At 37.6% G+C, this 14,272-nt stretch carries 13 protein-coding genes and 1 tRNA gene; 9 read left to right on the top strand and 5 right to left on the bottom strand.

The window, feature by feature from the left end; genetic code table 11:
- Nucleotides 1-23 precede the first annotated feature (23 nt).
- A complete protein-coding gene (locus tag ACSHZO_RS07655; RefSeq protein ID WP_295179533.1) occupies nucleotides 24-755 on the top strand; it encodes a LysE family translocator in 732 nt (243 codons plus the stop codon).
- Between the two features lie 33 nt (nucleotides 756-788).
- Here the strand turns inward: ACSHZO_RS07655 and ACSHZO_RS07650 are convergent.
- The 3 genes from ACSHZO_RS07650 to ACSHZO_RS07640 all read right to left on the bottom strand — a co-directional run bounded on the left by ACSHZO_RS07650 (nucleotide 789) and on the right by ACSHZO_RS07640 (nucleotide 2,024).
- Nucleotides 789-859, bottom strand: a tRNA-Cys gene (locus ACSHZO_RS07650).
- Between the two features lie 50 nt (nucleotides 860-909).
- Nucleotides 910-1,266 (bottom strand): dihydroneopterin aldolase, encoded by a 357-nt coding sequence (gene folB, locus ACSHZO_RS07645; protein ID WP_298246905.1) that lies wholly within the window; start codon nucleotides 1,264-1,266, stop codon nucleotides 910-912.
- Nucleotides 1,267-1,307: 41 nt separating this feature from the next.
- Nucleotides 1,308-2,024, bottom strand: a complete 717-nt coding sequence (locus tag ACSHZO_RS07640; RefSeq protein WP_298246904.1) for a ZIP family metal transporter — start codon at nucleotides 2,022-2,024, stop codon at nucleotides 1,308-1,310.
- A gap of 110 nt (nucleotides 2,025-2,134) precedes the next feature.
- Between ACSHZO_RS07640 and ACSHZO_RS07635 the strand changes: the two genes are divergently transcribed.
- The 4 genes from ACSHZO_RS07635 (at nucleotide 2,135) to ACSHZO_RS07620 (ending at nucleotide 4,919) form a co-directional block, all read left to right on the top strand.
- Complete coding sequence (locus ACSHZO_RS07635) at nucleotides 2,135-3,814, top strand: glutamine--tRNA ligase/YqeY domain fusion protein (protein WP_298246903.1); 1,680 nt, start codon at nucleotides 2,135-2,137, stop codon at nucleotides 3,812-3,814.
- 124 nt (nucleotides 3,815-3,938) lie between these two features.
- Nucleotides 3,939-4,319 (top strand): YtxH domain-containing protein, encoded by a 381-nt coding sequence (locus tag ACSHZO_RS07630; RefSeq protein ID WP_298246902.1) that lies wholly within the window; start codon nucleotides 3,939-3,941, stop codon nucleotides 4,317-4,319.
- Between the two features lie 7 nt (nucleotides 4,320-4,326).
- Nucleotides 4,327-4,686, top strand: coding sequence for a phage holin family protein (locus tag ACSHZO_RS07625; RefSeq protein ID WP_141876422.1), 360 nt, complete (start codon nucleotides 4,327-4,329; stop codon nucleotides 4,684-4,686).
- Nucleotides 4,686-4,919 carry a DUF6327 family protein gene (locus tag ACSHZO_RS07620; protein ID WP_298246901.1) on the top strand — a complete coding sequence of 78 codons (234 nt, stop codon included), beginning with the start codon at nucleotides 4,686-4,688 and terminating at the stop codon, nucleotides 4,917-4,919. The genes ACSHZO_RS07625 and ACSHZO_RS07620 overlap by 1 nt, the downstream gene beginning before the upstream one ends.
- Before the next feature lie 42 nt (nucleotides 4,920-4,961).
- Here ACSHZO_RS07620 and ACSHZO_RS07615 read toward each other — a convergent pair whose 3' ends face one another.
- On the bottom strand, nucleotides 4,962-5,921 hold the full coding sequence (locus ACSHZO_RS07615; RefSeq protein WP_298246900.1) for an SPFH domain-containing protein: 960 nt from the start codon (nucleotides 5,919-5,921) through the stop codon (nucleotides 4,962-4,964).
- A gap of 105 nt (nucleotides 5,922-6,026) precedes the next feature.
- Nucleotides 6,027-7,544 carry a glutamate--tRNA ligase gene (gene gltX / locus ACSHZO_RS07610; RefSeq protein ID WP_298246899.1) on the bottom strand — a complete coding sequence of 506 codons (1,518 nt, stop codon included), beginning with the start codon at nucleotides 7,542-7,544 and terminating at the stop codon, nucleotides 6,027-6,029.
- Nucleotides 7,545-7,655: 111 nt separating this feature from the next.
- On the opposite strand from gltX, the gene ACSHZO_RS07605 reads away from it, so the two are divergent.
- Genes ACSHZO_RS07605 through ACSHZO_RS07590 form a run of 4 tightly spaced genes read left to right on the top strand, consistent with a single transcriptional unit; the run spans nucleotide 7,656 to nucleotide 14,064 of the window.
- Complete coding sequence (locus ACSHZO_RS07605) at nucleotides 7,656-10,868, top strand: hypothetical protein (protein ID WP_298246898.1); 3,213 nt, start codon at nucleotides 7,656-7,658, stop codon at nucleotides 10,866-10,868.
- A complete protein-coding gene (gene ybeY / locus ACSHZO_RS07600) occupies nucleotides 10,849-11,283 on the top strand; it encodes an rRNA maturation RNase YbeY (protein ID WP_298246897.1) in 435 nt (144 codons plus the stop codon). The genes ACSHZO_RS07605 and ybeY overlap by 20 nt, the downstream gene beginning before the upstream one ends.
- A 15-nt stretch (nucleotides 11,284-11,298) precedes the next feature.
- Complete coding sequence (mnmG, locus tag ACSHZO_RS07595; RefSeq protein ID WP_298246896.1) at nucleotides 11,299-13,170, top strand: tRNA uridine-5-carboxymethylaminomethyl(34) synthesis enzyme MnmG; 1,872 nt, start codon at nucleotides 11,299-11,301, stop codon at nucleotides 13,168-13,170.
- A gap of 33 nt (nucleotides 13,171-13,203) precedes the next feature.
- Entirely contained in the window at nucleotides 13,204-14,064 is an 861-nt protein-coding gene (locus ACSHZO_RS07590) for a class I SAM-dependent methyltransferase (protein ID WP_366877978.1), read from the top strand.
- Nucleotides 14,065-14,272 lie beyond the last annotated feature (208 nt).

Here is a 14,272-nt window from a genome sequence, read left to right as displayed (position 1 = left end):
CATTTGCAAAACAACTTAACTGTATGTTACAGGACGTTTTAGCTGCCTTACCCTTAGGTTTCTTTCTGGCTTTTCTATTTGGACCGGTTTTTTTTGTATTACTGGAAACCGCTGCTATAAAAGGTTTTAGAGCCGCTATTGCATTGGATTTTGGGGTTATCTTCGCTGATTGTGTATTTATAACCATCGCTTACTTTAGCACCACCAAGCTATTGGAAAGTCTCAAAGATGATCCAGCTTTGTTCATTTTTGGCGGCATGATCCTCGCTACTTATGGCTTGATGACCTTTGTACAATCGAAGAAATCTCTGCAAACAGATGATAAGACTCCTGAAATTAGAAAACTAGGAAAAAGTGCTTATTTCAGCTTGTTCGCAAAAGGTTTTCTACTGAATTTTATAAATATTGGAGTGCTTGGTTTCTGGCTGGGAGTGATCATTGTTTTTGGTCCTAAGCTGGATATGCAGATGGATAGAATAGGAGTGTTTATTGCTACAGTGCTTATCACTTATCTAATTGTAGATGTCGCCAAGATCTTACTGGCAAAAAAACTGAATCGGAAATTAACGCCTAACCGAATCTATATCATGAAAAAGTTCATTAGTTGTATACTGGTGATATTCGGGGTGGTTTTAATCTTTCAGGGACTCTTTCCAGACCAGGTAGATGAGATCAAGGATCAGATCGAAGAAATTACACCAAGTGATTCTTTAATTGGTGATCTGGATTTTACTAAAACAAAAGATCAGAAATAAAAAAAGCTTCCTGATTCAGGAAGCTTTTTTTTGAGGCATCGAGCGGATTCGAACCGCTGTACAAGGTTTTGCAGACCTCTGCCTAGCCACTCGGCCACGATGCCCTTTGCGGGATGGCAAATGTAATAAAAAATTTAAGTATCAAAACTAAAATCTACCTTGATTTCTGCATGCTTACAGTAACCATAGCAACATTACCTCCAATTGGTGGGTTGATCTTGGAAACTTCTACTTCAGCTTGCTGAACCATAATAAGTTCGCTAAGAACACGGGTTAAAATCCTATCAGCAACCGTTTCCAATAATTTGGATCGAATTGCCATTTCCTGCTTCACAATATGATTTAGATGAACATAGTCAATGGTATCTTTAAGTTCATCTGTCTTTGCAGAATGGGAGAGATCTCCAGAAACTTTAAGGTCTACCTGGTATTCGCTTCCAATTTTACTTTCCTCATCAAGACATCCATGATAAGCGAAAGTTCTAATGTTCTTAAGTGTGATTACTCCCAAAACTTTTTTTACAAAGATATATTTCCTGAAGAATAGAATAATTATTGAATTAATTTTTCTCCAATCATCCCAATTAAAAAACCAAGATTTGCACCTAATGCGGGTATCCATGCTCGTTTTAGCTTTACATTTGGAGCGATATCCTGAAATATGAGATATAATATTCCACCACCGGCAAATACCATAAGAAAGGCCGTAATTTCAGGCAGGTTTGTTAGAAATTCATAACCGAGTAGCGCACCTAAAACTCCGCTGAAGCTCAAGACAAACAGAATTGTAAGTGCTTTTTTCGATTTCATCCCAGATTTTATAAGATCCTGGTAGGAATTGAAAGATTCAGGTAAATTCTGTAAGCCAATGAATACGGCCAGTAGAATACCAGTCTTAGGATTTGTCGCGAATATTGCACCTAATGCTATCGCTTCAGGAATAAAATCTAACAGCATTGCCAGTAATTGCGATAAAGTACTTCCAGATCTTTCTAGTTTCCGGTCTATTAAAAACACAATCAGCGCACCGGCTATAAAAGCTAAGAGCAGAACCGTGAGATCCAGATCTTCCATTCCTCTTGGAATTAATACCAGAGCAACGGCACCCATAAGAATACCTCCTCCAAAAGCCGTAATGAAATGGTTTATTTCTTTCCTTCGATTTGTGATGTCTGGATTGCTTCCAAAGTATTTGGAAAGTAAGCCGCCAATAAATACAGTAATCCCCGAAAATGCTGAGTATAGTATGATTTTATACAGGTCATCCATTTTATAATTCTTGAATTTAATCCAAGTTATTAATTTTAAAGATACTATTGTTAGCATGCTGTCTTTATCGATTTAAAATTTGATAAATTTGCAGCTTATTAAAACAGGTTATGGCAGAAGCTAAAAAGTCCCTCAATTTTATTGAGCAGATCATAGAAGAAGATCTTAATTCTAATTATTCAAGAGAAGAACTTAAATTCAGGTTTCCTCCTGAACCTAATGGGTATTTGCATATTGGTCACGCATCCTCGATTTGTTTAAATTTTGGATTGGGTGAAAAATATAATGCTCCTGTAAATTTAAGATTTGATGACACGAATCCTGCAAAAGAAGAGCAGGAGTATGTAGATGCTATTAAAAGAGATATCGAGTGGTTGGGATTCAAATGGGCTGAGGAATGTTATGCTTCAGATTATTTCCAGAAACTTTATGACTGGGCAGTAGAAATGATCAAAAATGGCGATGCTTATGTAGATAGCCAGACTTCAGAAGAAATCGCAGAGCAGAAGGGAACACCTACCGAACCTGGAAAGGAAAGTCCGTATAGAAAGCGTTCAGTAGAGGAAAATCTTGAGCTTTTTGAACAGATGAAGAATGGCGATACTCCTGAAAGGGGACATGTACTTCGCGCAAAGATCGATATGACTTCTTCAAATATGCTAATGCGTGACCCGATCATGTACCGTTGTTTGCATAAGGAACACCACCGCACTGCAGATAACTGGAAGATTTATCCAATGTACGATTGGGCACATGGACAGTCAGATTTTATTGAGCATGTTTCTCATTCCTTCTGTACTCTGGAATTTTTACCACATAGAGAATTATACAACTGGTTTCTTGAAAAAGTAAGCAAACAAGGTGAATTTGAGCCAAAACAGCGAGAATTTGCACGTAGAAACCTAAGTCATACTATTGTTAGTAAGCGAAAGTTACTCCAACTTGTCGAAAAAGGTTTTGTAGACAGCTGGGATGATCCCAGAATGCCTACAATTTCAGGATTGCGTAGAAGAGGTTATACCGCTGGAGCTATCCGGAAGTTTGCCGATTCGATTGGCGTTGGAAAACGTGAGAATATGATTGATGTTTCTCACCTTGAATTCTGTGTTAGAGAAGATCTTAATAAAATAGCTCCAAGGGTTATGGGTGTTCTGGATCCTGTTAAACTGGTGATCACTAACTATCCTGAAGGAGAAGAAGAATGGCTGGAAGCTGAAAATAATCCTGAAGATGAAGCTGCCGGGAGCAGGGAAATTCCATTTTCACGGGAATTATACATTGAAAGAGAAGATTTTAAAGAAAGTGCAAACCGTAAGTTTTTCAGGTTAACACTAGGAAAGGAAGTACGCCTTAAAAATGCATATATCATTAAAGGTGAGGATGTTGTAAAGGATGCTGAAGGGAATATTACTGAAATTCACGTTACTTATGATCCAAAAAGTAAAAGTGGAAGCGGCTCTGAAGAATCGCTTCGGAAGGTGAAAGGTACTTTACACTGGGTTTCGGTAAAACATGCTGTGGAAGCGGAAGTTAGACTCTATGACAGGTTATTTACTGAAGAAGCACCAGATGGGGATAAGGAAAGAGATTATCTTGATTTCGTAAATCCGGAATCATTAAAAGTAGTCACCGGTTACCTTGAACCTGGCCTGAAGGATGCGAAACCTGAAGATAAGGTACAGTTCCAGAGAATAGGATATTTTTGTGTGGACAAAGATTCCACGACTGAAAAGCCTGTTTTCAATAGAACTGTAACTTTGCGTGATTCCTGGGCTAAAATTAAATCTTAGACAGTTTATCTTGCTATTTAAGAATAATTTAGCATTCAAGTTTTAACATATTAACCGGTTATTAACAAGCTAGGGTGAAACCAACCGCTATCTTTGAGCTTTATTAACCTAAAATCAATAACTTATGGCAAGTACAGGAAATACATTATTAGCATTAATTACCGGAGCAGCAATTGGAGCTGGTGTAGGTTTACTTTATGCACCAGATAGCGGAGATAAAACTCGCAAGAAACTTAAAGATGATGCTCAGAATGCTCAGGAAAGGCTAAATAAGAAGTACAATGAAACTTCTTCTAATCTTTCTGAAAAGGCTAGGAAAGCAAGAACAGATTTCGAAGTAAGACTGGAAGAGACTTTATCTTCAGCAAGTCATAAAGCAGATGATATTTTATCTGCAATGGAGTCGAAATTAGAAGAACTTAGAAAACAAAATTCTAAATTGCAGAAAGATAAGCCGGGAACTTCATCTGGATCTGGAAACACTCCAAATAAAGCGGTAGTATAATTTCTCTATGGCATTTGAAAAGCTTTCTAACAACGTAGACGACTTAAATCATAATATTCAGGCATTTCTGCACAGTAATGCTGAATACTACAAGCTTAAAGCCTTTAAGCAGGGAATGAAGGGAGCAACATCGCTCGTTCGTTTCTTAATTATGGGTTTTTTGTTAAGCATTGCCGGGATCATGTTATCCTTCGCTATTGCAATTATTATTAGTCAGTCAATTGGTGTACCCAGCTCCGGTTACTTTATCGTAGGTGGTTTTTACCTTATCGTTGGGGTGTTGATTTATATCTTTGGAAAAGAACCGATAGAGAAATTGATCCTTCAGAAGTTTTCAAAAGCAGTTTTTAACGATAAAAATGATTAATGAGAGTTTATTCATCCTTTAAAGATATCGACAAAGATCTTAAAATTCTGAAGTTACAAACAGAGATCGATAAAGAGGAGATTCGTCTTAGTATGGATCATACCAAAGACCAGATGACACCAATGTCATTGCTGGGAAGTGGTGTAGGTTCGATAGTCCATAAAATTCTATCGATCCGTGCGGTTTCGAAAATTATGGGAATCAAAAGGACTAATATGGATTACGACTTATAGTCATCATACATAAAATTAAAAAGCCCCGATTCGGGGCTTTTTTTATGCGTCATTTTCATTGTTCCTTTTTTGTTCTTCAATTCTTTTTTTGTTCTGCTCTTTCATCGCCTCTCCGATTTGGTTAGAAGCGGTAAAGGACGCGACCATATTATTCAGCATCTCACTACCGGCCTGTGGTGAATTAGGTAAAAGAATAAGATTTGAATTCGTTTCCTCTCCAATAGCCTGTAAAGTATCATAATGTTGTGTAACCACGATAAGAGCAGAAGCTTCCTGAGAATTAATGCCTACGTTGTTTAGAACATCTACACTTTCTTCCAGTCCGCGTGCGATCTCTCTTCGCTGATCGGCAATTCCCTGACCCTGTAAGCGCTTACTCTCGGCTTCAGCCCGGGCTTTGGCGACGATCTTGATACGATCTGCTTCAGCATCATATTCTGCTGCAACCTTTTCTCTTTCCGCAGCATTAATCCTGTTCATGGCTGCTTTTACCTGTACATCAGGATCTATATCTGTAACCAGGGTTTTGATGATATCATATCCATAAGACTGCATCGCTTCGTTCAATTCACGGTTTACAGCAATGGCTATGTCATCTTTACGCTCGAAAACATCATCCAGCTTCATTTTAGGCACTTCTGCGCGCACAACGTCGAAAACATAGGCTGTTATCTGGTCATGCGGACTTTCAAGCTTGTAGAAGGCATCATACACATTATCTTTTCTAACCTGGAATTGTACAGAAATTTTCAGCTTTACAAATACATTGTCCTTTGTTTTAGTTTCCACCAGAACATCAAGTTGCTGAACTTTTAGATTAATCCTTCCTGCTACCTGATCAATGAGCGGAACTTTCAATTGTAATCCGGAATTCCGGATACTGGTAAACTTTCCGAAGCGCTCTACTACTGCTGAAGTTTGCTGCCGAACTATAAAGATTCCGGAGAAGATAAGCAGCAACAGAAAAATGGCGAATATGGGTATTAAGACAAAATTTATCATGCTAATAGAATTTTTACTGAAAATAGGTATTCTTCAGCATTTAATCAGCATAAAAAAGCTGGTAAGATCAAATTTCTTACCAGCTTAAATAATATTCAGGATCAATTATCGCAGAGTTTCAATGGCTTTAGTAAGCCTGCTTAAAGTTTGTTGTTTTCCAATATAGCTTGCGATTTCATAAACGTCTGGACCTTGTAATGCTCCAACCAGTGCGAGACGCAAGGGCATCATCACTTTTCCAAAACCAATCTCCTTACTTTTAATCCAGTTCTTGACATCAGCCTGCAGTTGTTCGGTTTCAAAATTTTCCTGTCCCTCCAGAAAGGTTTTTAATTCGTTCATCAATTCTGCTGAACCTTCTTTCCATGCTTTTTTGGTATCTTTTGGCTCGAAAGAGGTAGGAGAAATAAAAAAGAAATATCCCTGATCCCAGAGATCTTTTACAAACACTGCTCTTTCTTTTATCAAGGAAACAACGTTTTTAGCATAGGATTCTTCTACCATGATCTCTTTTTCCTTCAGGATCTTTTGAAATTCCTTTGTAACCTGCGATTCATCTGCTTCCTGCATATAATGCTGCTGGAACCATTTTGTTTTTTCCGGATCAAATTTAGCACCTCCTTTATGAACCCGTTCCAGTTCAAAAGCCTTCGTTAACTCTTCAAGACTAAAAAATTCCTGCTCTGTTCCTGGATTCCAGCCTAAAAATGCCAGCATGTTTACCACCGCTTCAGGGTAATAACCATCTTCTTTGTATCCTGCAGAAACATCGCCTGATGCGGGATCTTTCCACTCAAGAGGAAATACCGGGAAGCCCATTTTTTCACCATCTCGTTTGCTTAATTTCCCTTTACCCTGAGGTTTCAGAATAAGTGGTAAATGAGCGAATTCTGGTGCGGTCCATCCAAACGCACGATAGAGCAAATAGTGTAGAGCCAGAGAAGGTAGCCATTCCTCACCACGAATTACATGTGTAATCTCCATTAAATGGTCATCCACGATATTGGCGAGGTGATAGGTTGGCATTCCATCACTTTTAAATAAAACTTTATCATCCAGAATATTGGAATCAATTTCCATTTCACCGCGAATCACGTCCTTTAAATGTAAGGTTTCATCCTGCGGAGATTTGAACCTGATCACATATGCATCGCCATTTTCAATTTTCTCCCTGGTTTCTTCGGAAGAGAGTGTAAGGGAATTATTGAGCTTTTCTCTGTTATGCCAGTTATAAATAAAGGTTTTACCCTTTTCTTCGTGATCCTTTCTATGTGCGTCCAGCTCTTCTGAAGTATCAAAAGCATAGTAAGCATTTCCAGAAGCTATCAATTCTTCTGCATAAGCGCGATACTTGTCTTTTCTCTCGCTCTGCCTGTATGGTCCAAAACCTTTCTCCTTGCCCGGTCCTTCATCGTAAGGTATTCCGCACCAGTTTAAGGATTCGATAATATAATCTTCAGCTCCATCCACGTACCTGTTTTGATCTGTATCCTCAATACGAAGAACGAAATCACCACCATGTTTTTTGGCAAATAGATAATTGTATAAAGCGGTTCTTACACCACCAATATGTAACGGTCCCGTAGGGCTCGGAGCAAATCTTACTCTAACTTTAGAAGACATAAATAGTGAATTTTTAAGCAAAGATACAACCTTATTCAAGCAATCCTAAACTCAGCCAACTACTAATTAAAGTGTCTTAATTGTCGTATTTTTAAACAAACTATAGAACTAGTGACCAGTAATTTTGATCGCATACTTTCCAGGCTTGATGCTTTCGTTCGAAAATATTATTTCAGCCAGATACTAAAGGGCATGATGCTCTTTGCAGGTATCGGGTTGTTGTATTTTCTCCTTACCGCAAGCCTCGAGCACCTTTTCTGGTTTAGTGAATCTGTGAGAGCATTTCTATTCTGGTTATTTATTTCAATAGAAATTATCCTGTTCATTTACTTTATTGGGTTCCCTCTTTTGAAACTTTTTAAACTTCGGAAGGGAATAAATAAAGAACAGGCTTCAGAAATTATAGGAACACATTTTCAGGAAATAGGAGATAGGTTACTCAATTTATTACAACTTGATCGTACTTCTGAAAGATCTGAATTACTTATTGCAAGCATCGATCAAAAAGCTGAAAGTCTAAAGATCTTTAATTTTTCAGAGGCAATTGAGCTAAAGAAGAACCTCAAATTTTTACCGGTGGTCATTCTTCCTGTGCTGATCATACTTGCCTTATGGATCTCTAATAACTCTCATGTTTTTACTGATGGATTTGATCGAATAAGTAATTATGATCAGGTTTACGAACAACCAGCTCCATTTCAATTTATAATACTGAATGATAAACTGGAAACATTTCAGAATTCAGATTTTGAACTGGTAGTACAGATTGAAGGAGACCAGATTCCTGAAGAGTTACATCTCATTACAGATGACTACAAACGTATCCTGACTACTGAAGGGCATGGACGCTTTGTATATAAGTTCGAAAACGTAGACAACTCTCTAAATTTCAGATTGATTGGCGCAGGCATAAGTTCTAGGACTTATAAGTTAAAGGTTCTGGCTTTACCGTTGATCACAAATATGGACGTTGAGGTGAATTACCCCAATTATCTAAATCTTGATGACCAGGTATTCAAAGGTATAGGATCCTTTCAGGTGCCTGAGGGTTCAAAATTATCCTGGAACTTCTCAACTGTAGCTACAGATTTTGTGCAATTTGAAAGTAATGATTCAGTCCGCAACCTACCAGTAAGTCAGCAGCAAGCTGAAATAGAGCAACAAATATTTAGAGATTTTAATTATTCAGTTAGTTCTTCCAATGCTAATAAAACTGATCATGAAAAGTTAGATTTTCTAATTGAAGTCGTTCGCGACCTTAATCCTGAAATAAGCTTGCAACACACAAAAGATAGCTTAGACTCACAAAATACTTATATAAAAGGTCGGGTAGAGGATGATCATGGTCTTTCAAGCTTGCAGTTGGTATATTATCCGCAGGATTCGATTCAGAAAAAGCGTATTCAAAAGTTAGATGTTAGCTCAGCTCTTGTAGATGAATTCTACTATAGCTTTCCAAATGAATTGGACCTCGAACCTGGTATATCCTATTCTTATTATTTTGAAGTATTTGACAATGATGGTGTAAATGGCGCTAAATCGTGCAGGTCAGAGATCCTTAACTTCCGAAAGATTACCCAAACTGAAAAGGAAGATCAAAACCTGGAGAAACAACAAAACTCTATCGAAACATTTTCCGAAGAACTGGAAGAATTTAGAAAAGATGCGAATGAACTTGAAGAGTTGCAGAGAATAAATAAGGAGAATAGAAACCTGAATTACAATGAGAAGCAGCGACTGGATCAATTTTTAGAAAGGCAAAAGATTCAGAATAAGCTCATGCAAAAGCATAGCAAGGAACTTCAGCAAAGCATAGAAGAACAATCTAATGAGCAACCATCTTCTAGTAAAGAAGATTTACAAAAAAGGCTTGATGAGAACGAAAATAGTCTAAAGGAGAATGAGGAATTATTAAAGGAACTTCAGGAGTATACACATAAAATCGAGGTAGAAAATCTTGGAGAAAAGTTGGAGGATCTGGCGAAGAAAAATAAGAACAATGAGCGCAATCTTGAGCAACTTTTAGAACTAACCAAACGATATTATATTGAAGAGAAACGGCGAAAGATAGCAAGGGATCTAAATCGTCTTGCAGATGAACAGGAGAAAATTTCAAACGAATCTAAATCAACTTCAGAAGAACAGAAAAATCTTAATAATGAGTTCGATAGGATTCAGCAGCAAATGGATGCTTTGTCCAAGGATAACCAGCAATTAAAGAAACCAAAATCCTTAGCTCGCTATGAAGCAATAGAAAAGGAAATTTCAGAAGATCAAAAGAAGGCATCAGAAAAATTGCAACAGCAAAAGAATGCCAGCCAGGAACAAAAGAATGCTGCTAAGAAAATGCGACGATTGAGTGCTAAAATGCAACAATCCGGTATGCAGGCAGACATGCAGAAGTTGGAAGCAGATGCTAAGGTTTTACGCGAAATTTTGAATAATCTGGTGAAATTTTCTTTGATACAGGAAGAACTGTTAGAGGACTTTAAGAGTATCAAACAAACAAGTCCTGCTTACGCAAACAAACTAAATGAGCAAAGTGAACTACGAGAGAACTTCGAACATATTGATGATAGTATTTACAGCCTCGCGCTACAAAATCCAATGTTCTCAAGTAAGATAACTTCCAAACTTACAGATATAGATTTTGATATAGAAAAATCGCTGGAAAGATTAGCTGAAATTCAAATAGGGCAGGGTACCGCTAGTCAGCAATATGTTGTCACCGGGGCAAATGATCTTGCAGTCATGCTTTCTGATATTCTGGATTCTATGCAGGACATGATGTCCAGTCCTCAATCTGGTTCTGGTGATGGACAGGAATTTCAATTGCAACAGATCATTGATGAGCAAAAAGAACTTCAGCAGGATATGCAACAAAACATGGATATTCCTGAGAAATCAGGAAAGCCTGATCAGCAGAATTCAGGTGAGATATTTGAAATTTATAAACGTCAGCAAAACATCAGACGTAAATTAAACGAAATAATGGATAATGATTCATCTAACGCTCTCGAGAAGAAAATGCAACAAATTGAGGAGGATCTTTTGGAGAAGGGTTTGGATGGGAAAACCCTTGAAAGAATGAAGCAGTTGGACTATGAATTAATGAAAATGAAGAGCGCTGCGCAAAAACAGGGATTTGATAATAAGAGGAAAGCAAACATGAATACTCTGATCTATGAGAACAGGCTTCAAAACCAGATAAATACCGCTAAAGAATATTTCCATTCAACTGAAATTTTAAACAGACAAGTCTTACCTTTGCAGCAAATTTACAGATCTAAGGTTAAGGAATATTTTGGTAAAAGGAACGATTAATTTTTTCAACGAAAACAACTTCAGCCTGAAGGATGAGGTATTATTTCAAAACTGGTTATTCAGGCTTGCTGAATCTGAGCATAAGAATATAGGCGAGATCAATTACATTTTTTGTAATGATGATTACTTATTGGAGATCAACCAGAATTATTTAGATCATGATACCTATACAGATATTATCAGCTTTGACAATACTGTAGGTAATTCTTTAAACGGAGATATTTTCATAAGTACAGAGAGAGTAGAGGAGAATGCTGCGGAATATAATGTAGATTTTCTTCAGGAACTTAAAAGAGTAATAGCTCATGGTATGTTACACTTATGTGGATATAAGGATAAATCTGAAAGTGAGAGTGAATTAATGCGACGTAAGGAAGACGAGAAAATGGAAATGTTCCACGTGGAACAATCGTAATGAAAAGAGAATTTTATGTTCGATAAGGAATATGATGTTATAGTAATTGGAGCTGGTCACGCAGGAAGTGAAGCGGCCGCCGCTGCCGCTAATATGGGTAGTAGTACGTTTTTAATTACAATGAATTTGCAGAATATCGCTCAAATGAGCTGTAATCCTGCCATGGGTGGTATTGCAAAGGGTCAGATCGTAAGAGAAATTGATGCGATGGGTGGTTATAGTGGAATTGTGAGTGATACCAGTGCTATCCAGTTTAAGATGTTGAATAAATCTAAAGGACCTGCAATGTGGAGTCCTCGTGTTCAAAGTGATCGTATGCGTTTTGCTGAAGACTGGCGTTTAAAGCTGGAGCAAACCCCAAATCTTGATTTTTATCAGGAGATGGTAGCAGGTTTGATTATCGAAAATGATAGGATTACTGGCGTAAGAACTTCCCTAGGTCTGGAAGTTCGCTCCAAATCTGTTATATGCACTAATGGAACATTTTTAAACGGACTCATCCATATAGGTGATAAGCAATTTGGTGGTGGTAGAGCAGGGGAGAGAGCTGCGACTGGAATCACCAAGGATTTGATTGACGTTGGATTTGAAGCTGGAAGAATGAAAACAGGAACTCCTCCGCGTGTGGATGGTAGATCTTTGGATTATTCTAAAATGACCGAGCAACCTGGTGATGAAATCCCTTCCAAATTCTCCTATTCTGATGAGACTAAGCCATTACAAAGACAACGTAGCTGTTATATGACCTACACTTCTAATGAAGTGCATGAGATCCTCAAAGATGGTTTTGATCGATCTCCAATGTTTAACGGACGTATAAAAAGTCTTGGTCCTAGATACTGTCCTTCCATAGAGGATAAGATCAATAGATTTGCAGACAAAGACAGACATCAGTTGTTTGTAGAACCCGAAGGTTGGAATACCGTAGAGGTTTATGTGAATGGATTTTCGACTTCACTTCCGGAAGATGTTCAATTTAATGCTTTACGATCTGTAGCTGGATTTGAGAATGTGAAATTCTTCAGACCTGGTTACGCAATAGAATATGATTATTTTCCACCAACTCAGTTGAAGCATACTTTGGAGACCAAGCTAATTGACGGTTTATATTTGGCGGGCCAAATCAATGGAACTACAGGTTACGAGGAGGCGGCTTGCCAGGGTATGATGGCTGGTATTAATGCAGCTCTAAAAGTGCAGGAAAAAGAAGAATTTATTCTGAAGCGTAACGAGGCATATATTGGTGTTCTTATAGATGATCTAATCACAAAAGGTACAGAAGAACCTTATCGAATGTTCACTTCAAGAGCGGAGTATAGAACTCTATTAAGACAGGATAATGCCGACTTCAGGTTAACTGAAAAATCTTATAATATCGGTCTAGCTTCTGTAGAACGGATGAGGAAAATGGAGGAAAAGAAAGAGAAATCTTTCAAGTTCGTTCAGCATCTAAAAGATCTTAGTGTAGTCCCAGAAGAAGCCAATCCTGTTTTGGAGAAAAGAAATTCTTCACCCATGAAACAAAGTGATAAAGTCTTTAAAGTATTTTCAAGACCACAAATCACGATGGAAGATGTACGTAGTTTTTCTGGAGTAAATGAGTTTATTTTTGAGAATGACCTTAACAATGAAATGATAGAGCAAACTGAAATTCAGGTTAAGTATTCTGGATATATCGAGAAGGAGAAAAACAATGCCGATAAGCTAAATCGTTTGGAGAATGTACGTATTCCATCAAACTTTGATTATTCCAGTATAAAAAGTATGTCATACGAAGCCAGGGAGAAATTAAAGAAAGTACAACCTGCTACCGTTTCTCAAGCCTCTAGAATTAGTGGAGTAAGTCCTAACGACATTTCAGTATTATTGGTTTACATGGGTCGGTAATTTACTCATGTTCCACGTGGAACAATTAGTATTTTGATAGAATCGAATCAAATAAAATCAGCTCCGGAAACACAGGAAGTTATACTTACCTGTAAAGATCATCTTGTATCGCAGGAATGCTTTTCTATATTGGAAAGCGAACCTGGGATTTTGAAAACATCTCCTGTCCCAGAGAAATTACCGGCATATTATAAGAGTGATCGGTACATATCTCACACCGATTCAGAAGAAAATTTTCAGGATAAAATCTATCAGTTTGTAAAGTCTAAAATGCTTTTGAAAAAAGCAAAGTGGATTGAACAGGAAACCGCGGGATGTAAACTTCTGGACTACGGTGCGGGAACCGGTGATTTTCTCGCCTACATGAAAAATAGAAACTGGAATGTTTTTGGGGTGGAACCAAATGAAGATGCCAGGGATTTAGCTTCGAGAAAAGGAATCACAATTGAGGACAATCTGGATAGCTTGGATGCTAGAACATTTGACGTCATTACCCTGTGGCATGTACTGGAACATATTCCAGATTATGAGGAAGTGCTGAAAAGACTGGTAGCTAAATTGAACAAAAATGGGCTACTTATAATTGCGGTTCCTAACCATAGATCTTATGATGCTTATTACTATCAAAGCCATTGGGCTGCCTGGGACGTTCCAAGACATCTCTGGCATTTTTCGAGAAGTGGTATTTCTCAACTTTTGAAATCGAACGACCTTATTCAAGTATGCGAAAAACCATTAATTTTCGATTCCTTCTATGTGAGTCTATTAAGCGAGGAGAATCAAAAATCAAAGCCTTCTAAAATTAATGCATTCTGGCGCGGTCTAATCTCCAACCTTAAAGCAAGATCTACCGGAGAATACTCTTCCATCGCCTATTTGTACAGAAAGTCATAAATAAGCTTATTTGAGCTCTTTTAAGAGCAGTATATATGTTCTTATGATATCAATCCTGAAAAATTACTTAAAGGCTCTTAAAACGAATCTAAATACTTCATTATTTATAAAGTAATCTTATAATCTTTGTATATTTGATTAATCTTATCGATAACAACTATTCAAACTCCTATTTCACTCTAAGATTAGTTTCTTACCTTTGCCAATC

It is taken from the genome of Christiangramia sp. 3-2217-3z, from assembly GCF_051195275.1.
Classification (GTDB): domain Bacteria; phylum Bacteroidota; class Bacteroidia; order Flavobacteriales; family Flavobacteriaceae; genus Christiangramia; species Christiangramia marina.
The sequence above is the reverse complement of the archived record's forward strand: the minus strand, read 5'-3'. Positions and strand labels throughout refer to the sequence as shown.